The sequence below is a fragment of the Clostridium sp. 1001283B150210_160208_E6 genome, assembly GCF_015669365.1.
GTDB classification, from domain to species: Bacteria; Bacillota; Clostridia; order Clostridiales; family Clostridiaceae; genus Clostridium; species Clostridium paraputrificum.
Genome location: NZ_JADPAA010000008.1, coordinates 150,138 through 171,592 on the forward strand (window position 1 = coordinate 150,138; position 21,455 = coordinate 171,592).

General features: G+C 30.6%; 19 protein-coding genes and 4 tRNA genes. All 23 read left to right on the top strand.

What is annotated here, in order from left to right; genetic code table 11:
- The first annotated feature begins 50 nt into the window (after positions 1-50).
- The 23 genes from I4V16_RS10445 to hpt all read left to right on the top strand — a co-directional run bounded on the left by I4V16_RS10445 (position 51) and on the right by hpt (position 21,394).
- Positions 51-1,010 carry a ribose-phosphate diphosphokinase gene (locus I4V16_RS10445; protein ID WP_049178171.1) on the top strand — a complete coding sequence of 320 codons (960 nt, stop codon included), beginning with the start codon at positions 51-53 and terminating at the stop codon, positions 1,008-1,010.
- A gap of 191 nt (positions 1,011-1,201) precedes the next feature.
- Positions 1,202-1,888: a response regulator transcription factor gene (locus I4V16_RS10450; protein WP_049178173.1), complete on the top strand. Its 687-nt coding sequence runs from the start codon at positions 1,202-1,204 to the stop codon at positions 1,886-1,888.
- The gene (locus I4V16_RS10455) at positions 1,889-3,304 is read left to right on the top strand and encodes a HAMP domain-containing sensor histidine kinase (RefSeq protein WP_049178174.1); all 1,416 of its coding nucleotides are present in this window, start codon (positions 1,889-1,891) and stop codon (positions 3,302-3,304) included.
- Between the two features lie 16 nt (positions 3,305-3,320).
- Positions 3,321-4,442: a trypsin-like peptidase domain-containing protein gene (locus tag I4V16_RS10460; RefSeq protein WP_111938108.1), complete on the top strand. Its 1,122-nt coding sequence runs from the start codon at positions 3,321-3,323 to the stop codon at positions 4,440-4,442.
- A 162-nt stretch (positions 4,443-4,604) separates the two neighbouring features.
- Positions 4,605-5,180 carry an aminoacyl-tRNA hydrolase gene (pth, locus tag I4V16_RS10465; protein WP_049178176.1) on the top strand — a complete coding sequence of 192 codons (576 nt, stop codon included), beginning with the start codon at positions 4,605-4,607 and terminating at the stop codon, positions 5,178-5,180.
- Between the two features lie 14 nt (positions 5,181-5,194).
- Positions 5,195-8,701, top strand: coding sequence for a transcription-repair coupling factor (gene mfd, locus I4V16_RS10470; protein WP_195617391.1), 3,507 nt, complete (start codon positions 5,195-5,197; stop codon positions 8,699-8,701).
- Between the two features lie 95 nt (positions 8,702-8,796).
- The gene (locus tag I4V16_RS10475) at positions 8,797-9,810 is read left to right on the top strand and encodes a peptidylprolyl isomerase (protein WP_099330055.1); all 1,014 of its coding nucleotides are present in this window, start codon (positions 8,797-8,799) and stop codon (positions 9,808-9,810) included.
- Positions 9,811-9,950: 140 nt separating this feature from the next.
- Positions 9,951-10,508: a stage V sporulation protein T gene (gene spoVT / locus I4V16_RS10480; RefSeq protein ID WP_027098509.1), complete on the top strand. Its 558-nt coding sequence runs from the start codon at positions 9,951-9,953 to the stop codon at positions 10,506-10,508.
- A 101-nt stretch (positions 10,509-10,609) separates the two neighbouring features.
- The gene (locus I4V16_RS10485) at positions 10,610-12,148 is read left to right on the top strand and encodes a polysaccharide biosynthesis protein (protein ID WP_195966678.1); all 1,539 of its coding nucleotides are present in this window, start codon (positions 10,610-10,612) and stop codon (positions 12,146-12,148) included.
- Positions 12,149-12,173: 25 nt separating this feature from the next.
- Positions 12,174-13,625: a nucleoside triphosphate pyrophosphohydrolase gene (gene mazG, locus I4V16_RS10490; RefSeq protein WP_049178180.1), complete on the top strand. Its 1,452-nt coding sequence runs from the start codon at positions 12,174-12,176 to the stop codon at positions 13,623-13,625.
- Positions 13,626-13,842: 217 nt separating this feature from the next.
- Positions 13,843-14,118, top strand: a complete 276-nt coding sequence (locus tag I4V16_RS10495; RefSeq protein WP_027098506.1) for an HU family DNA-binding protein — start codon at positions 13,843-13,845, stop codon at positions 14,116-14,118.
- Positions 14,119-14,176: 58 nt separating this feature from the next.
- On the top strand, positions 14,177-14,437 hold the full coding sequence (locus I4V16_RS10500) for an RNA-binding S4 domain-containing protein (RefSeq protein ID WP_027098505.1): 261 nt from the start codon (positions 14,177-14,179) through the stop codon (positions 14,435-14,437).
- A 64-nt stretch (positions 14,438-14,501) separates the two neighbouring features.
- The gene (yabP, locus tag I4V16_RS10505) at positions 14,502-14,774 is read left to right on the top strand and encodes a sporulation protein YabP (protein WP_049178181.1); all 273 of its coding nucleotides are present in this window, start codon (positions 14,502-14,504) and stop codon (positions 14,772-14,774) included.
- 5 nt (positions 14,775-14,779) lie between these two features.
- Complete coding sequence (gene yabQ / locus I4V16_RS10510) at positions 14,780-15,172, top strand: spore cortex biosynthesis protein YabQ (protein WP_049178182.1); 393 nt, start codon at positions 14,780-14,782, stop codon at positions 15,170-15,172.
- A gap of 75 nt (positions 15,173-15,247) precedes the next feature.
- On the top strand, positions 15,248-15,541 hold the full coding sequence (locus tag I4V16_RS10515; RefSeq protein WP_049178183.1) for a septum formation initiator family protein: 294 nt from the start codon (positions 15,248-15,250) through the stop codon (positions 15,539-15,541).
- 57 nt (positions 15,542-15,598) lie between these two features.
- Positions 15,599-16,006 carry a S1 domain-containing RNA-binding protein gene (locus tag I4V16_RS10520; protein WP_049178184.1) on the top strand — a complete coding sequence of 136 codons (408 nt, stop codon included), beginning with the start codon at positions 15,599-15,601 and terminating at the stop codon, positions 16,004-16,006.
- 174 nt (positions 16,007-16,180) lie between these two features.
- Positions 16,181-16,269: transfer RNA gene (locus I4V16_RS10525), tRNA-Leu, on the top strand.
- A gap of 19 nt (positions 16,270-16,288) precedes the next feature.
- A tRNA-Met gene (locus I4V16_RS10530) sits at positions 16,289-16,364 on the top strand.
- A gap of 6 nt (positions 16,365-16,370) precedes the next feature.
- A tRNA-Met gene (locus I4V16_RS10535) sits at positions 16,371-16,447 on the top strand.
- Between the two features lie 5 nt (positions 16,448-16,452).
- Positions 16,453-16,541, top strand: a tRNA-Leu gene (locus tag I4V16_RS10540).
- A 421-nt stretch (positions 16,542-16,962) separates the two neighbouring features.
- The gene (spoIIE, locus tag I4V16_RS10545) at positions 16,963-19,353 is read left to right on the top strand and encodes a stage II sporulation protein E (protein ID WP_049178891.1); all 2,391 of its coding nucleotides are present in this window, start codon (positions 16,963-16,965) and stop codon (positions 19,351-19,353) included.
- Positions 19,354-19,455: 102 nt separating this feature from the next.
- On the top strand, positions 19,456-20,850 hold the full coding sequence (gene tilS / locus I4V16_RS10550; protein ID WP_318552309.1) for a tRNA lysidine(34) synthetase TilS: 1,395 nt from the start codon (positions 19,456-19,458) through the stop codon (positions 20,848-20,850).
- A 4-nt stretch (positions 20,851-20,854) separates the two neighbouring features.
- On the top strand, positions 20,855-21,394 hold the full coding sequence (gene hpt, locus I4V16_RS10555; protein ID WP_049178890.1) for a hypoxanthine phosphoribosyltransferase: 540 nt from the start codon (positions 20,855-20,857) through the stop codon (positions 21,392-21,394).
- Positions 21,395-21,455: the final 61 nt, after the last annotated feature.

Consider the following 21,455-nt stretch of genomic DNA (forward strand, 5'->3'; position numbering starts at 1 on the left):
GATTATACCAAAAACTAAAGAGTACTAATTTTAAGGAGGTCCTCAAATATATGCTAACTCATGGCAAAAATATAAAAGTTTTTACTGGAAATTCACATCCTGAATTGGCAAATGAAATTGCTAAGATACTAGGTGTACCAATGGGTGCGTCAAAAGTATCAACATTTAGTGATGGAGAAATATCTGTTGATATTAATGAAACTGTAAGAGGTGCTGATGTATTCATAGTACAATCTACTTGTTCACCAGTTAATAATAACTTAATGGAATTGTTAATAATGATAGATGCATTTAAAAGAGCATCAGCAGGTAGAATAAATGCGGTTATTCCTTATTACGGATATGCTAGACAAGATAGAAAGGCTAAATCAAGAGATCCTATAACTGCGAAGTTAGTTGCAGACCTTTTAACAGCTGCAGGAGCAGATAGAGTTTTAACTATGGATTTACATGCTTCTCAAATACAAGGATATTTTAATATCCCTGTAGATCACTTAATGGGAGCGCCAATATTATCTAAGCACTTTGTTGAAAAAGGATTAGCTGATCAAGATGATGTTGTAGTAGTTTCACCTGATTTAGGAAGTGTGACTAGAGCAAGAAAGTTTGCTGATAGATTACATGCCCCAATAGCTATAATCGATAAGAGAAGACCAAAGGCTAATGTTTCAGAAATAATGAATATAATCGGCGAAGTTGAAGGTAAGAGGTGTATTCTTATTGATGATATGATAGATACTGCTGGAACAATAGCAAATGCTGCAAATGCACTTAAGGATTTAGGAGCAACTGCTGTTTATGCATGTTGTACACATGGAGTTCTTTCAGGACCTGCTTTTGAAAGAATCAATAATTCTGCAATAGAGGAATTAGTAATGCTAAATACTATTAATTTACCAGAAAATGTAGAAACAGATAAGATAACGTCTCTTTCAGTAGCACCTATTTTTGCAGAAGCTATTAAGAGAATATATGATGATGAACCAATAAGTAAGTTATTCGAAGAATAAATACATAATTAAGAAGTGTTCTAATTGATGTCTTGTATCAATTAGAACACTTTTTTGTCTTTAGGAATTTATAGTATGGTCAGGTATGCTTTCCGGTGAATAATTTGTAACATTTGTATCTAAAGTATATATATTTATTCGAAATAGTGATAAATTTATAGTTAGAGTTAATAAGAAGGAGAGGATTATTCATGGATGGCAAGTTAGGCAAGGTATTAGTAGTAGATGATGATGACAATATTTGCGAAGTACTTAATATGTACTTAAAGAGTTCTGGATATGATACAAGAGTAGTTTATGATGGGAAAAGAGCCCAAGAAGAATTTATAAATTACAAACCAGACTTAGTAATACTAGATGTTATGATACCTAGCGTTGATGGTATTGATGTATTAAAGTGGATAAGAAGAGAAGGAAGTGCTCCTGTAATAATGCTAACAGCAAAGGGAGATACATTTGATAAGGTTTTAGCGTTAGAGCTTGGGGCAGATGATTATGTTGTAAAACCTTTTGAGCCTAAGGAGTTAATGGCTAGAGTTAAAGCTGTAATGAGAAGATATTCTATTGATAGTACAAATAAAGAAGTATTACATTTTAGTGAATTAATAGTAGATGCTAATTCGTATAAAGTTGAATATAAGGGGGTAGAGGTTAAGATGCCTCCTAAAGAATTTGAACTACTGTATTATTTAGCATCTAATAAAAATAAAGTATTCACTAGAGAACAACTTTTATGTGAAGTATGGGGGTATGATTACCCAGGAGATTCTAGAACAGTAGACGTTCACGTTAAGAGACTTAGGGAAAAACTTAGCGGAGGAGATGAGTGGCAAATAGAAACTGTATGGGGAGTAGGGTATAAGTTTGAGGTGAAGTAGATGAAAAGAAAGGGATTAGTATACAAGCTCATAATAACATTTTCTTCTATCTTAGCTTTAATACTAATAACACTTGCATTGGTACTTTCCTTATGGTTTAAGAATTACTTTTTTAGGCAAAAGATACAGGAGTTAGATAGGCAAAGTAAAGTTATATCTGATTCTGTTCTTTCCTATCTTAATGGGAAAGAGAATTCAAAGGAAGATGAACTAAAGGATTGTATAAGTTTTATTGGCAATTCTATGGATGTTGATATATTGATAACTGACAATATTGGGTATGTATATGAAGTATCTAGTGATAAGTTCATAGAAAACAAGTATACGAATATAGGCGTATCACAAAAAAATATGGATAAATTAAAAAGTGGTTTAGCCATTGAACGCGGTGGCAGGGAAATTATGAAGACATCATCACATACTTATCTAAAACCTATATTTCAGGATAACTATTTTCGTGGAATTATAGTAATGATAACACCGGAACAGAGTATAAGAAGTGGATTAAATCGTGTATATGAAATCGTTTGGTTGTCTGCTATAGTTGCTGTAATAGTAGCTGCAATAATAATATATTATTTTGCAAGAAGAATGATAATAAATCCACTTAATGAAATAAATATAGCTGCTAGAAGATTAGCCAAGGGAGATGTAGGAAAAAGGGTAAAGATAACCTCAAATGACGAAATAGGAGAACTTGCAAATTCCTTCAATGTTATGGCAGAAGCTATTGAGGAATCAGACAAGAATAGAAGAGATTTTATATCTAATGTTTCTCATGAATTAAGGTCGCCAATAACTTCAATAAAGGGGTTTGTAGCGGGGATATTAGATGGAGTTATACCTAAAGATAAGGAAAATTACTATCTAAATATTGTTTATGATGAAATAAAGAGGTTGTCTAGATTAGTTAGCGATTTATTAGATATATCTGCCATGGAAGAAGGAAAGTTCAAACTTAATATGGTTGAATTTGATATTAACATATTGATAAAGCAGTGTATTGCTAATTTTGATGGGAAAATAAGAAATAAAGGGGTTAATGTTGAGGTTACTTTTGGGAGAGAACATGAATTTGTATATGCAGATAGAGATAGGCTAATACAAGTATTAACTAATATAATTGATAATGCTATAAAGTATAGTAATGATGATGGATGCATAAAAATTACAACTAATGATAAGGGAAGCAAGGTATATGTAAGTGTATTTAACAATGGCCCTTTATTAAAATCTGAGGAACTAGCAAGGATATGGGATAGATTTTATAAGTCTGATAAGGCAAGAATTAATAAAGAAAGTACAGGTTTAGGACTTCCTATAGTAAGGTTAATATTAGCACAGCATGGAGAAGATATTTGGGTTAACAATGAAAAAGATGGAGTAAGATTTACATTTACTATATCTAAGATATAGTTTCTGGAGGGGTTTTATGAGTGACGAAGAAAATGGGAATAGAAATCAAGAAAATGATCCGCAAATACATTTTAGAAAAAGAGTAAGATACTTTAGAATTAAAAATATAGTTATAACTTTATGTTTTATACTTATTGCGGTGATAAGTGGAGCAATATCTGCAAAAGTTATAATTCAAAAAACTTTTTCAAAAGAAAATGTTTTAAATAATATAAAGCAAAATTATGAGATGAATAGGGATTACTTGCAAAAAAGATTTTCTGAAGCAATAGAGAAAGCATCATATTCTCTGGTTAGCATTTCAAATGAGGCGAATAAACTTTCATATAATACATATTCAGAAGAAAATGTAACAGGAATAGCAATAAGAAAAGAAGGATACATAATTACTAGTTATGCAAGGGTTAAAAATTTCAAGGATATTTATGTAAATGTGACAGCGCCAGGTATTAAGCCAACAAAAGGTGATTTAGTAGCCTATGATAAAGCCGCAGATATAGCATTGATAAAAATAGATTACGATAATTTAGTACCAATAGAAATAGAGGAATACAACAATTATAAAGAAGGGGAATTTATTGTATCAATAGGGAATACTATGTCAGATAGTTATGTAGGTATATCTTTGCCTGGGGTAATAACATCAATGAATGATAACGTAAAGGATAATGAAGGAAATGTATATTCAATAGTACAAACTAATACAGTTCTTAATAAGTTTAATGACGGTGGAGTAATATGTAATATGGACGGTAAGTTAATTGCCATGAATAGTAAGTTTATAGATGATAAGTTTGGTGATGATGCTTTAAGTTTCTCTATAAGTGGAAATGAAATTAGTCATATAGTAGAAAGATTAATAGGTAATACCGATATATTAGGAATAAATAGGGGAATTGCCTTGAGTGAAAAACAAGAAAATGTTAAAGGCGTATATGTTGCTACTGTAAAAGCTGGAGGAATTGCAGATAAGGCTGGAATAACTCCTACTGATATAATAATTGATATAAGTGGAGTTGAAGTTGATAAACCGGAAGATATATATAAATTAGTTAAGGATAAAAATCCTGGTGATATTGTTAAAGGCACTATACTTCATGATGGAATAGAAACTAATATAGAGTTGATTATGGAATAAAAAGAGACTTAAAGGTCTCTTTTATTTTTAGATATTTTGTAAAGATTAAAAATAAAGTATCTTAGTTACTTTTTTATTTTTATTATAATTGCATATTTTAATAGTATAATATTATTTAGTATAATTATTTAAGATGATAATTGAAACAAAAGGAGAATAGATATGTTTTTAATAGTTGGACTAGGAAATCCAGGGAAAGAATATGAAAATACAAGACATAATATTGGTTTTGATGCTATAGATAAAATTGCTGGAAAGTATAATATAGAATTAAATAGGATAAAATTTAAAGGTGTCTATGGAGAAGGATTCATAGGCGGTGAAAAGGTTATACTTTTAAAGCCTACAACATATATGAATTTAAGTGGAGAAAGTTTAAGAGCAATAATGGATTTCTATAAACTTTCTAATGAAGATGTTTTAGTGCTTTATGATGATATAAGTTTAGAAGTTGGAAGAATAAGAATAAGGGAAAAAGGTAGTGCAGGTGGACATAATGGTATAAAAAGCATAATTGCTCATTTAGGCTCTGATATTTTCTCTAGAATAAAAATAGGGGTAGGACAACCTAAATCTGATCTAGTTAATCATGTATTAGGAAAGTTCTCTAAAGAAGAGAGGGAAGTATTAGAAGAAACTTTAAATGCTGTTACTGATTCAGTAGAGGTAGTAATTAAGGCCGATACTAAAGAGGCAATGAATAAGTTTAATGGATTTATACCAAATAAGAAGATTTAAGGATGGTGCGTAAAATGAGGTTGAGAGGGTTAATGGAACCCTTAATAAGTAGTGAAGAATTTATTGAGTTGGAATCATATATAAAAGGTGATAAGCATCCTATAGAGATTGAAGGATTATCGGAATCAGGTAAATCCTATGTGATAAATGGAATATATGAAGTTAGTGATAAGCCTGTTGTTATAATAACTAATAGCGATATGGAAGCTAAGAATTTATATGAAGACTTAAATTTATATTTAAGCAATGTATATTACTTCCCGGCTAAAGAAATAGTGTTTTATAATGTTGATGCAATTTCAGGAGACTTAAGATGGGCAAGGCTAAATGTAATAAAAGAAATATTATCAAATAATAAAAATATAATAGTAACATCGATTGATGCATTTGCAGCTAGATATACTCCAAAAAATCTCTTTATAACACATACTGTTAGTATTAATGTGGGTGATGAAGTTGATTTTAAGGAGTTATCTAAGATACTTGTTGAAGCAGGGTATGATAGAGTTGATGTTGTAGAAGGAAAAGGAGAGTTCTCACTTCGTGGAGGACTCTTAGACTTGTTCCCTACAAATTCTATATATCCATATAGAATTGAATTGTTTGGTGATGAAATAGATTCTATAAGAACTTTTAATACAGAATCTCAAAGAAGTATTGAGAAAGTAAATAGTATTGAAGTGTTCCCTGCAAAAGAAATTATAATAGATGATGAAATTATAGATTATGCATTAAATAACATTAAAGAAGAATTAGACTTAACATTAAAGAATAATAAGGATAAAGAAAGAGGTATTAAGCTAAATACTGTTATTTCTAAGAATTTAGAAGAGTTAAGAGAAATTCATGATTTTGAAACTATAGATAGTTATTTACCGTTATTTTACAAAAAGAGTGAGAGCTTATTTGACTACTTAGAAGATTATATATTTGTGCTTGATGACAAGGTAAGGTCCCTAGGTAAGTTAGACAGTACTTACTTAGAGTTTAATGAAAATTATTCTATTTTTCTTCAAAGGGGGGATATACTACCTTCTCAAGGGAAGCTCCTACTTGAGAAAGAAGAACTTATTGAGTTATTAGAAGAAAAGATAAATATTACTATGGATGCAATTAATAAGGGTGGTGAATTCTTATCACCTATAAGGAAGATCGAAATTAATTCTGCTATTTTGCATCATTATCAAGGGCAATTAGACTTGCTAATTGAAGATATTTTAAAGAAGAAAAAAGATGGATATAGAACAGTTATATTATCAGGTACGCGAGTTAGAGGTGAAAGGCTTGTCTCTACACTTAGAGAGAGGGGAATAGAGAGTAGTTATAGGGATAATATTGAATCTATAGCCTTAGGAGAAGTCGTTATAACATTTGGAAACCTATTAAAGGGATTTGAGTGCCCTAAATATAGAACTTGCGTAATATCAGACAAAGAAGTGTTCGGAGAAGCTAAAAGGAAGCTTTCTAAAACAAAAAGTAAGAGCAAAGGTGTATCTAAAATAAAAAGTTTTGCTGAATTAAAACCTGGAGATTATGTAGTACATGTTAACCATGGAATAGGTGTATATAAGGGTATTAAACAAATAGAGGTTAGTGGACATAAGAGAGATTATCTAGATATTGTATATGATAAAGGTGATAAGTTATATGTGCCTGTTGACCAATTAGATTTAGTCCAAAAGTATATTGGAAGTGAGGGGAAATCCCCTAAAGTAAATAAACTAGGTGGAGCAGAGTGGCAAAAAGCTAAGAGTAAAGTTAAAAAATCTATCAACGAAATTGCAGAGGATTTAGTAAAGCTTTATGCTGCAAGAGCTTCAGTTAAGGGATATAAATATTCAAAAGATACAGAATGGCAAATGCAGTTTGAGGATGAATTCCCATTCCAAGAGACGCCTGACCAGCTATCATCAATAGAAGAAATCAAGAAGGATATGGAATCAGATAAACCAATGGATAGATTACTTTGTGGTGATGTTGGATATGGAAAAACAGAGGTTGCTTTAAGAGCAGCATTTAAAGCTGTAATGGAAGGGAAACAAGTAGCATTTCTTGTTCCTACTACAATATTAGCCGAGCAGCATTATAAAAATATGATTAAGAGATTTTCTGATTTTCCAATTAAGATAGATATGATAAGCAGATTTAGAACTGCTAAAGAACAAAAAAGTACTTTACAATCTGTAAAAGAGGGGAATGTAGATATTTTAGTTGGAACCCATAGATTAGTTTCTAAAGATATAGTATTTAAAGACCTAGGGTTATTAATAGTAGATGAGGAGCAAAGATTTGGTGTTGCACAAAAAGAGAAGATTAAGAACTTAAAGAAGAATGTAGATGTTCTTACTTTAAGCGCTACTCCTATTCCGAGAACATTACATATGTCTTTAACTGGTGTTAGGGATATATCTGTAATAGAGACACCACCAGAGGAACGTTATCCTATACAAACCTATGTTGTTGAGCAGAATGATCAACTAATTAGAGATGCAATTATGAGAGAAATAGGTAGAGGTGGTCAAGTATACTTTGTATACAATAGGGTAGAGGATATTGAAAAAATAGCTAACTACATTAAAAATCTTGTCCCTGAAAGTAGAGTTGGAATAGCCCATGGACAAATGACAGAAAGACAATTAGAAAAAGAAATGCTAGATTTTATGGCTAATGAATATAATGTACTTGTATGTACAACTATAATTGAAACTGGAATTGACATTCAGAATGTAAATACAATTATTATATATGATGCAGATAAAATGGGATTATCTCAGTTATATCAATTAAGAGGAAGAGTTGGTCGTTCTAATAGAATAGCATATGCTTACCTATTATATACAAAGGATAAAGTTTTAACTGAGGTTGCAGAAAAAAGGCTAAAAGCTCTTAAAGACTTTACTGAGTTAGGTTCAGGTTTTAAGATAGCTATGAGGGACCTTGAAATTAGAGGTGCTGGAAACATGATGGGATCTGCACAGCATGGACATATGGCTGCTATAGGATATGACTTATATTGTAGAATGCTAGAAGATACAGTGAAACTAATTAAGGGTGATATTGATAAAGAACCTATAGAGACAACAGTTGATTTAAAAGTTGATGCATATATCCCATCATCATATATAGAAGATGAGATGCAAAAAATAGAAGTGTATAAGAAGATTGCAGCTATAGAAAGTATAGACGAGTATATGGATATAAAAGAGGAATTAGAGGATAGGTATTCAGATATTCCAGACCCTGTTTATAACTTAATGGATATTGCGTATATAAAGAGTAGAGCTAAGTTATTATCCATAGAAGAAATAAAAGAATCTGGAAATGATGTTATCTTTAGATTCCAAGCAGGAGACAGTAATTACGAGAAGATATTTAAAGTAATAATAGAGAAGTATAAAGATAGTATAATGCTGAAGTTTGGGGAAATACCATCCTTTATATTTAAGTTAAAGGACCAAAAGAAAGAAAATATGTTAGCTTTCTTTAAAGAGATGTTAGAAAATTTAATAAAAAATAAATAAATACACAAGGTTTTTGTATTTGAATTGACACATTATTATTGTATACTTATACTGTATAAATTTTACTTAATAAAGAGAAAAGTGAGGGAATAGCTTTGAATAAGATAAAAAGGTATGTGACTATGGCTGTGGCCGGTATTATGATGTTTTCTTTAGCTGGATGTAATATGATAGAAAAAACACCAGAAGCTAAAAGAAAGGTTGTCTTAGCTAAAGTTGGCGATGAGAAGATTACAAGAGGTGACTTGGATAACTCTATGAGAGGAATGCTTAATGCGTTAGAGGAGAAGTATGGAAAAGACTTTGAAAATAACGCTGATTTAGTTGATGGATTAAAAGAAGAGAGACAAAACGAGTTAGATTTTATGGTACTTAGAGCTTTGCTTGTACAATATGGTAAAGATAATAACTTGCTTATGAGCGATGAAGAAGCCCAAAAGAAACTTGATGAACAAATACAAACTTTAATAAAAGTAGCAGGAAGTAAAGAAGCTTATGAAAAAGAAATAACATCATCTTATGGAATGACAGTAGAAGAATATGAAGCGTTCCTTAAGGAAATAGTTATTGCAAGTGATGTTAATGACAAGTTAAGAGAAGAAGTTAGTAAAGATATAACAGTTTCGGATGAAGAGATAAGTGAATATTATGAAAAGAATAAGGCATCAAAATATACAACAAAAGCAGGTGCTGATACTTATAATATATTATTAGATTCTGAACAAAAGGCTAAGGAAGTAAGAGCTCAAATTAAAAATCTAGATGATTTTAAAAAGCAAGCAGATACTTATAACACAGATTCTACAAAAGGCAAAGGTGGATATTTAGGCTGGGTAGAATATGAAAATAGCGGAATGGTGGAAGAGTTTGATGCAGCATTTAAGAAGCTAAAGAATGGAGAAATATCTCAACCAGTAAAATCTGAATTTGGATGGCACTTAATAACTGTTGCAAATGTTCAAGGAGAAGAGAAAGTAAAAACTCTAGAGGAAGTTAAAAAAGAAGTTAGTGAAGCTATTAAATCAGAGAAAGTAACTGAAGCTTATAATAAAAAGATTGAAGAGTTAAAGAAAGAGTACAATGTAAAAACTTATACTGATAGATTTTAATAGATAGGAAAAGTAGGGAAATTAATCCCTACTTTTTTTTATTTATATAAATATTGGCTATATGTGAATAAAATTTCTAAGAAGTCAAATAATAATAGTGCTACAAATTAATTAGTTTTTTAAGGAGGTCAATTTTAATAATGAAAGCTACAGGAATTGTAAGACGTATTGATGATTTAGGTAGAGTTGTTATACCAAAAGAAATAAGAAGAACTTTAAGAATTAGAGAAGGGGATCCATTAGAGATATTTACAGATAGAGAAGGTGGAGTAATATTAAAGAAATATTCTCCAATTGGAGAATTAACAGATTTCTCAAAGGAATATGCAGAAAGCTTACAACAAGCTATAGGACATATCGTTTTAATATCTGATAAGGATGCTTTCATATCTGCTAGTGGTGGGCCAAAGAAAGATTACATAGAAAGAAAAATAAGCAATGAGTTAGAAAAGATAATGGATGATAGAAAAACAGTTCTTCTTGGAGAAGGAGGAGATAAAATAATTCCATTACATAATGATGATGATGGAGCAGAAGAAAAATATGTTTCACAAGTTATTTCTCCTATAATAGCAGAAGGAGATGCTATAGGTGCTGTAGTCATATTATCTAAGCAAGCGGGAGAAAAATTAGGCGAATTAGAAATAAAGTTAGCAGAAACTGCTTCTGCGTTCCTTGGAAAGCAAATGGAACAGTAATCTTTTTATATCCTGAATAAAAATAATGTAAATAAACAGTAATAATACCTCTAAGCTTGAAATAAAAATAATTAGTACCATGTAAAGTTTGGAGGTATTTTATGAAAAAACAATCTTTAATAAAAGGTAGCCTTATATTAGGTATAGCTGGAATATTAACAAGGTTCTTAGGGCTATTTTTTAGATGGCCATTAGTTATGTTAATTGGAGATGAAGGGATAGGATATTACCAATTATCGTATCCGTTATATATGTTTTTTGTTGCAATGGCATCAGGTGTTCCTATAGCTATGTCTAAACTAATATCTGAAAGAAATGCAGTTGGAGATGTTAAGGGTGGATTTGAAATAGTAAAAGAATCATCTATGCTTATGCTTATTCTTGGGACAGGCACATCCTTTATATTATTTCTTTTTGCACGTCCAATTATGAGTATTTTAGAATGGAGACCAGAAGCATATTATTCACTTATAGGAATTTCATTTGCACCATTCATAATTTCTATTATGACTGTATTTAGAGGTTATTTTCAAGGTTTGCAAAATATGACTCCATCAGCAATATCTCAAATTTTAGAGCAAATTGGTAGAGTTATAGTTGGAGTTGGGCTAGCAATAGTATTAAGACCAAGAGGTATTGAATACTCAGCAGGTGGAGCAGCATTTGGAGCAGCTGCTGGAGGGCTTATAGGAAGTATTTATTTAGGTTTTAAATATATGCGAGTTAAAAAGAGTTATGGAATAAAAAAGATAAAAAGCAACCCTGAGGTGTTAAATAGAATATTAAAAATGGCTATACCAATCTCGCTAGGGGCTACTGTTGGCTCTATAATGAGTTTAATTGATTCTATACTAGTACCACAAAGGTTGAATAGTGCGGGATTTTCCAGTCAACAAGCAACTATATTATATGGACAATTAACAGGTAAAGCATCTGTTATCGTAAATATTCCACTAACTTTATCTATGGCTCTTTGTACATCTTTAATTCCTATAATTGCAGAGTGCTATTTTTTAAGAAAACAAGGAGAAGTAAGAAATAAGATTAATTTATCATTGAAACTTTCATCAGTTATAGCAGTACCGTGTTTTTTTGGACTTTTCTTTATGGCAGAGCCTATAATGAAGTTTATATTTCCTGGAAGATTTGATGGGGTAGATATTCTAAAATACTTATCTATATCTATACCATTTATCATAGTAACTCAAACAACTACGTCCATATTACAAGGAGTTGGATCATATATTCTTCCTGTAATAAATTTATTTATTGGATGTATTGTAAAAGTAATATTAACAGTAGTTTTAGTGGCTATTCCAGAGTTAAATATATATGGAGCTGTAATTGCATCTATAGGAGCTTATATAGTGTCTACGGTACTTAACTTGATTACCATGAAGGTTAAGCTTGGAAGTAATATAGAACTGTATAATAATTTTATAAAGCCAGGATATGCTGCTAGTTTAATGATTGTAGTAGTAATATTAACATATAACTTTTTATATAGAAATACATTGAGTAATAGTATATCATGCTTACTATCTATATCTTTAGGTGCTATAATATATGGCATAGGTATATTTGCGCTAAGAGTATTTAGTGTGGATGATGTAAGAAATAGGATAAGAAAGAAAGCTTAATAATATATAAAAAGGAGAGAATCTAATGATCAAGATAGTTGGATTAGGGCCTGGAGCACCAGAAGCATTGACTATAGGGGCTGTAGATGCTATTAGAAAAAGTGATAATGTATATTTTAGAACAGAGAAGCATCCTACAGTAGAATATATAAAAGAACAAGGAATTAATTTTAAAACTTGTGATTATTTTTATGAAAGTTCAGAAAGCTTTGATGAAGTGTATAAAAGAATTTCAGAAAGTATAATAGAAGAATACAATAAAACTGGAGAGCTGGTTTATGCAGTTCCAGGACATCCTTTAGTGGCTGAAAAATCAGTGTTTAACTTGATTGAGTTATGTGAGAAAGCATCAATTGAATATACTATCTTACCAGCTGTTAGTTTCATAGATGCAATGATGGATAGATTAAAGATAGATCCTATAAATGGATTAAAGGTTATAGATGCATTTGATATAAAGAATCAAGTTCTAGATAAGAGAATAGGAACAATAATAACTCAGGTATACAATCAATTGATAGCTTCAGAAGTTAAACTAGCATTAACAGAATACTATGATGATGAGACTGAAATTATATATTGTAGGGCAGCAGGTATAGAGGGAGAAGAAAGCATAAGAAAGATACCTTTATACGAGTTAGATATGCAAGAGGACATAGATTATTTAACATCGGTATATATTCCTAAGGATTTGAATAATAAAAAGGATATATATGATTTAATTCAGGTAATAGATACATTAAGGGGCGAGGATGGTTGCCCATGGGATAGGGAGCAAACTCATGAGACTATAAAAAAAGCTATTATAGAAGAAAGTTATGAAGTGGCTGATGCAATAAATAAGGAAGATGATAATGCTTTAATCGAGGAACTTGGTGATGTATTACTACAAGTTGTTTTTCACTCAGCAATAGGAAAAGAAGATGGATATTTTAACTTCAATGATATAGTAGAGGGTATTTGTAACAAGATGGTATATAGACATCCACATGTATTTGGGGATAGCCATATGAGTACATCAAGTGAAGTTTTATTAGAATGGGAAGAGCTTAAAAAGAAAGAAAAGAGCATTGAAAGTGTAACAGAAGATTTAGAAGGTATAGCAAAAGCACTTCCAGCATTAATAAGAGCTGAAAAGATACAAAGGAAGGCAAGTAAAGTAGGATTTGACTGGGATGAAGTAGAAGAAGCTATAAAAAAAGTAAGAGAAGAGATAAATGAATTAATTGAAGTATATAATGGTGAAAATAAGGCAAAAATAGTAGAAGAAGTTGGAGATTTGATTTTTGCTTGTGTAAATGTAAGTAGGTTTTTAAAAGTGGATAGTGAAGAAGCTTTAAATTTAACAAGTGATAAATTTATTCGAAGATTTAATTATATCGAAACAAAGGCAAAATCCATGAATATAAAATTAGAAGAAATGACATTAGAAGATATGGATAAGTTATGGGAAGAGGCAAAAAAACTAGAAAAATAACCTATCAGAGAAGGAATTTATATATTTGTGGAGAATAATATAGTTTATTAGTGCTATACCACGTATAAGCATACAGTTATGTATCATTTGGCTAACTATACAGAAAATACAAAAAATGTATAGACGAGTTAAAAAAGAGGTTATATAATAAGGTAATGTAAGTATAGTACATAAGAGCAGTTAGAAATAGTAACTGTATTTTAAGGAGGATGTAATCGTGAATAAATCAGAATTAATCGCTAGCATGGCTGAAAAGTCAAAATTAACTAAGAAGGATGCTGAAGTTGCTTTAAAGGCTTTCATAGAAAGCGTTGAAGAAGCTTTAGAAAAGGGAGAAAAGGTTCAATTAGTTGGATTTGGTACTTTCGAAACTAGAGAAAGAGCAGCTAGAGAAGGAAGAAACCCAAGAACTAAAGAAGTTATAAAAATAGCAGCATCAACAGTTCCTGTATTTAAGGCTGGTAAAGAATTCAAAGAAAAAGTTAATAAGTAATTAATAAGAACCCGAGATTTCTCGGGTTCTTTTAGAATAAAAAAAGGAGAAATTAATAGTGAGATTAGATAAATATCTTAAAGTATCAAGAATAATAAAAAGAAGAACAGTTGCAAAAGAAGCTTGTGAAAGTGGAAGAGTTACTATTAATGGTAAGGTTGCTAAGCCATCTACAGATGTAAAAGAAGATGACATAATAGAAATAAGTTTTGCAAATAAAGTATTAAAAGCAAAGATAATAAACATAGCTCAACATGTAAAGAAGGAAGTAGCAAAAGATATGTACATAATTATAGAAGGAGAAGAAGATAAAGAGTAGTAAATTAGAATAAAGAACTTTTCTTATTCATATATTTTATTAGAATGTTTAGGAGGAGAAGTGTATGGAAGAAGAAAGAAAAAGTTCTTTATCTTTAGAGGATAGAAAAAAACTTACATTATCAGGAGTGTTGGAAGTAGTTAACTTTGATGATGAAAAAATATCTTTAAATACTATATTGGGGAATCTTGCTATTAAAGGTGAGGGGTTAAAAATGAATAAGCTTGATGTTCAAAATGGAGATGTGATTATTATAGGATACATATCATCTATGATTTATAGCGGTAAAGATGGTAAGAAGAGTAAAGAAAGTATAATTAAAAAGATTTTTAAGTAGGAATTATGCCGTTACAGTTAAATGTTCAAGTTGATATAGTAATATACAGTTTGCTAGCTGGTGTTTTGACAGGAATACTTTTTGATGCATATAGATTAATAAGAGGTTATAAGATTCCAAAAGTAATAGTAGTTGTGGAAGACTTATTATTTTGGGCATTATGTGCATTAGTAGTATTTACTTTTTTATTATATACAAATTATGCTTTTCTAGGTCCATATGTATATGTGTTTATTGGAATAGCAATTGCATTTTATATCAAGTTCATAAGTCCCCATATATTAAAAACAGAGAGAACCATAGGAAGAAAATTCTCAAAATCATTAAGAGTGAGTGCTAAGAACTTTATTTATCCATTCAAGATATTTATGTCAAAAATGGGAAATAAAAATAAATAACTATAGAAAAACTACTTGAATAAAGTAACTATAGTGATTACAATATATTTATAGAATTTGAATGAGGTGCTATGGATGAAAAGGAGGTTAACTATAAAAAACTTAATATTAGTAGTGCTTGTTGCAGTTTTCCTTTTTAGTTTTGTTAGGCAAGAAAAAGCTATGAGAAGAATTGAAAAAGAGAGAGTTGCAAAGGAAGCTCAATTGGAGTCTTTAAAGAATAAACAAGAGAGACTGCAAGAGGAGCATGATAAAGCACAGTCTAATGAGTATCTAGAGCAGTTGGCGAGGGAAAGACTTAATATGATAAAGAAAGGTGAAACCTCTGTAGAACAACAAAAGAAAGCTGACTCAAATTCTCAAAATTAGGTTATTATATTAATAACATACATTATTTATTTATATTTAAGGAGGAGTCTTATAAACATGACCTTGGCGACAGGAAACATATTAGAAGGAACAGTGGTAAACATCACAAATTTTGGAGCCTTTGTGGAGGTAGAAGGAAAAACTGGATTAGTTCATATATCTGAAGTAGCAGACTCATTTGTAAAGGATATTAGACAACATTTAAATGAACAAGATAAAGTTAAAGTTAAAGTTATTTCCATTGATGATAACGGAAAAATTAGTTTATCAATAAAGCAAGCTAATGTTCAAAAGAAGTCAGTTAGACCTGCTGAATTTGATTGGGGAACTGATAAATCAAGCAAGCCTAATGCTGCAAATTTTGAAGATAAGATATCAAAGTTTTTAAAAGATAGCGAAGAAAAAATGCAAGATGTAAAAAAACATCAAGAGTTCAAAGGTAAGAATAGTAAAAATAGATCGTAAGATATTGTTTATATAATTAATATAAATTAATAAAACAAGCGCTCTAATTTAGGTAGGGTGCTTGTTTTTATTATTTAATTAAATAATAAAAAAAAGAATGTAAAAAGATGTTGACAGTATATTAATCATGCTTTATAATAAGTCTTGTCGTTGAGAACGGCATATGAAAGCTAAGCCGAAGTGGCGGAACTGGCAGACGCACAGGACTTAAAATCCTGCGGTGGTTAAACACCGTACCGGTTCGATTCCGGTCTTCGGCACCAATCTTTCATAATATAATATCGCGGGGTGGAGCAGTTGGTAGCTCGTCGGGCTCATAACCCGAAGGTCGTAGGTTCAAGTCCTGCCCCCGCAACCATAACGTGGCGGAATAGCTCAGTTGGCTAGAGCATTCGGTTCATACCCGAAGGGTCGTAGGTTCAAGTCCTATTTCCGCTACCAAGTGTGCCGAAGTGGCGGAACTGGCAGACGCACAGGACTTAAAATCCTGCGGTGGTTAAACACCGTACCGGTTCGATTCCGGTCTTCGGCACCAAAAAGATCTAAGATATTCTTAGGTCTTTTTTTTTTATATTAGAAATTTTAAGATAGGGTTAAATTCATAATAGTTAAACTATATTGTGATTTATCATATAAAGATTAATTCTATGAAAATGGGAATAAAAATATTCCTATCAACTTCTATCAATAAAATACAAAGATGTTTTATTAATGACAAAATTTAAAAAACCGTATAATCCTTTAGGGATAAGGTATAGACTTGTTTAATAAGAAAAATTGATAAATAAGTCTAGATTAATAAATTAAGTAAATTGGAGATAAAAAAAAGAAAAGTAAGAATAATAAAGGTAAATGTCCTACGAAAAAATAAAATTAGAACCAATAAGTGACATATATCGAAAGGTGGATGGTGATATAATTTATTTACAATTTATGTAAATAAGGAGAGGTGACTTATGCAGTATGGACTAAAGGTGGAAAATTATAAGAGGGTTAATGATAAGAAAAGCGTTTTGGTAAATGAAAGAGAAAACATTTTAAGTTATCTGACTATATTATTAGCATCAATTTTAATTAGTAGAGTTACGTTGCTTTTAAATAGAGGGGACATAAGTGGAATGGCTCCATTTGGTATAGCGTTTTTAATATCCATAGGAACTTTAAAAGATATAAAGAAGTATTTAATAGCTAGTGTTGGAGTTGTTATGGGGTATATGACTATATTAAATAGTGTAGGGGACAGATATACAAATGTAGTAGTATCAGCTGTGGTTCTATTTGTATATATAACAAGCTATATGTTAGAGAAAAGAATTAAAGATACTCAGTTTTTTATAGCTGCATTTATAGGGTTTGTTTTTTGTGGCTTTTTTATAAATAAGTATACATTAGGAGTTAACATAACATTAGCGTTGATAAATACTATAATTGTAGTTCCTATATCATTTGTTCTTAGGTATGGGATTAAGTGTTTGGAAGAGTTTAAAGATAATTATTTATTTACAATAGAAGAAGTGATTAGTGCTGGGATACTTATATGTTTGATAATTTCTGGTATAGGAAATGTGAGTATATTAAACATTGAAGTAAGAAATATAATATCATATTTATTGGTTTTGGTTATAGCCTATGCTGGTGGAGGAACTTATGGTGCAGCTATGGGTGTAACAATAGGTGTTATAGTTGGATTAAGTTCCGGAGATATGATACTAGGTGTAGCAATGTATAGCTCCATAGGATTAATAGCTGGGGTGTTTAAGGATACTGGGAGAATGTTTTCATTTTTAGCATATTTTATTATGTATATAGCTCTAGCGCTATATTCTGATAATTTATATATAGCATCAGTAGTTGAAGTGATAATTTCGGGAATGATTTATATTGCTATCCCTAAAAGAGTGTATGATAAAGTTGAATTAGAGTTAAATTGTGATAGAAAAACTGATAGCATAAATAGTGTGGCATTAGATGAAATTAGGGAAGAAATATTTAATAAGGTAAAGCAAGTGAAAATTGTATTTAATTCTGTATCGGATGCTCTTAAGGTACCTAGGGGAAATACTAATCTTGTTTTTAACAAGAAGGGTACAGAACTAACAGAAAATTTGGTAGATAGGGTTTGTGCTGGATGTGTGAGAAGGGAAATATGTTGGAATCGTGAATTTACTTCTACATTTAACTCTTTTCAAACCTTATTGGAAAACTGTGAAGGAAAAAAGATGAGTTTTCCAGGAGCTTTAGAGAAAAAGTGTAAAAAGAAGTTTGAGTTAATAAAGGGAGCGGAAAAGATTATTGATAATTCCAAGGGCGAAGAGGCTTTAAAGGGGAAGTTGGAAGAAGGTAGAATGATGATAGCTTCTCATATTGATAATATGTCTAAGTCTGTTGATAAGGTTTTGTTAGATCTTAATAAAGAAGTGGAAGTTGATTATGAGATAAAAAAGTTAATTAAGAAGGCCTTCGGTAAAGTTTCTATTGAATATAAAAAAGTATTTTGTTATCGAGATGTTGATGGAAGAAGTAAAATTAAGATTACTATGAACAATTGTTGTGGTAGTAAGTATTGCTATAAAAAGATTTTGCCTATAATAACTAATGTGATGAGAAAACCTATGACTATATCGGGAGAAGGGTGTTGTATAAATCCTAAAGACAATGAATGCAGTGTGATATTTGAAGAAATGCCTAAGTTTTTTGTAAGGTCATATGGTGCTGTAAAATCCAAAGATGGAGAAGAATATAGCGGAGATTCTTATAGCTTTGGAAAAAGCGTAGGTGGATCATATGTAACTATACTAAGCGATGGTATGGGTTCAGGGCCTGATGCTGGAAGAGAAAGTAATACAACTGTTTCCTTGGTAGAACAATTCTTAGAGGCTGGATTGTCTAAAGAAACAGCAGTTGAAATGATTAATTCTATAGTTGCTTTAAAATTTGATGAGGACGAAAAATTTTCTACACTAGACTTGAATGTTGTGGATCTATATTCTGGAAAGGTAGACTTCGTAAAGATTGGTGCAGTGGCAAGTTTTATAAAACGTAATAATTCTGTTGAAGTTGTAGAAAGTAATATGCCGCCTTTTGGGTTGTTAGATAGTATGGACTTAGATGAAGTTAGAACTAATGTAAGTAATGGAGATCTAATTATTACATTAAGTGATGGTGTTTTGGATATAGATAAGAAAAATGTTGGTGTATATAGTTGGATGAAAGAGTTTCTAGAAGGTGCATCAAAAGACCCTAAACAGTTGGCTGAAGATATTATAAATAAGTCTAAAGAATTAAGCGGTGGTATATGTAATGATGATATGACTGTGGTTGTGTCTAAGGTATATTCTATGTACTAATTTTTAAGGGTTAAATAGCGGACTGATAAGGTCTGCTATTTTAATTTTTTGAATATAAAGGTAAAATAGTAGGTATAGTATTTTTTAAAGAGGTATTAATTGATGAAGATGGAGAAACGAGTATTAGAATATATATTGGAAAATGAATTGCTACAAGAAAAAGAAAAGGTTGTTGTGGGGGTGTCAGGAGGGCCTGATTCTATATGCTTATTAGAAGTATTATATAGGCTAAAAAGTCAGCTGGAGATAGAGCTGGTTGTAGCTCATATTAATCACATGCTAAGAGGAGAAGAGGCTAATGAAGATGAAAAGTATGTAAATAACTTTTGTATGGAGAGAGGTATAGAAGTTTACTCCAAGAGAATAAATATAAATGAATTTGCGAAAGAACAAAGAATGTCAACTGAAACTGCAGGTAGAGAAGCTAGATATGAATTTTTTAGAGAAGTTATGAAGAAAACTAATTCTAATAAAATTGCTACTGCTCATAATGCAAATGATCAAGTTGAAACTATATTTATGAGAATTATGAGAGGCACTGGATTAGAAGGATTAACAGGAATTCCGGTGAAGAGAGATAGTATATATATAAGACCAATTTTGTTTTTGCAAAGAGAAGAAATAGAATGGTATTGCGAAAAAAATAATTTAAATCCAAGAATTGATAAAAGTAATATGGAACGTGATTATAGTAGAAATAAAATAAGATTAGATATAATTCCGTACATGAAAGAAAATTTTAATTCGGATGTAGTAAAAGTTATAAACAGGATGGCAGATACTCTGAAAGAAGATAATGAGTTAATAGAGAGCGTTATAGATGAGTTCTTTCTTAAGTATTGTAAAGTTGAAAAAAACTATATTATTATAAGAAGTGATATTGTTGATTGTAAAAGTGTAATAATAAATAGGGTTATTAGGAGGGCCACTTCTATTATAAGTGGTAGTGGGTATAATATAGAAGCTAAGCATATTGTTGGCGTAAAAAAACTTTTACAGCTAGGAACTAATAAACGAGTAGATTTACCAAACGGTTTATATGCAGAGAATGTTTATGGAGATATTTATATAAGAAAGGTAGAAAGTGAAGGAGATAAATACTGCGAAGAGATAGTAATTAACAAAGTGGATATAGAAAGTGAATTTAGTTTTGGAGCGTATTCTATTAAGTTTGAAGTTTTAGAAAATGTAAAAAATATAAAGTTTGCAGATAATAGTTTTATAAAGTATTTTAATTATGATAAAATTAATGGTAATATTATCATTAGAACCAGAAAAAATGGAGATAAAATGACCCCGTTGGGAATGAATGGTAGGAAGAAAATAAAAGATATATTTATAGATAGTAAGGTTTCGGTGACTCAACGAGATGTAGTGCCTATTATTCAATTTGATGATGAGGTTGCTTGGTTAGTAGGTTTAAAGGTATCTAATGAATATAAAGTAACAAAAGAAACTAAAAAGTTACTAAAAATAACTGTAATGGAAAGGAATTAAGAGGATGAGGGAAGATGTTAAAGAAATACTATTTAGTGAAGAACAAATTAGTGATAAGGTAAAGGAACTTGCAGATAGAATTAGTCGCGATTATAAAGATAAGAACTTATTAGTAGTTGGTGTGTTAAAAGGATCAGTCTTATATGCAGCTGAATTAATAAAGAATATTACAGTTCCATGTGAAATTGATTTTATGGCTGTATCTAGTTATGGGAACTCTACTGAAACATCAGGTGTTGTTAGAATATTAAAAGATTTAGACCACAGTATAGAAGGGAAAGATATTTTAATAGTAGAGGATATAGTTGATAGTGGAGTAACATTAGATTATTTGTTGAAGTATTTGAAAGCTAGAAAGGCAAATAGTATAAACATAACTACATTATTAAATAAAGAAGCAAGAAGAAAAGTAGATATTGATGTGAAATATGTTGGGTTTGAAGTCCCTGATGAATTCATAGTTGGATATGGAATAGATTATGCAGAAAAGTATAGAAATCTACCTTTTATAGGAATATTAAAACCAGAGGTATATGAAAGATAGAATATAAATATAATTGTATAAAAAAATAGCGTATGTTAAAATTTAAAATAACTAGAAGAGA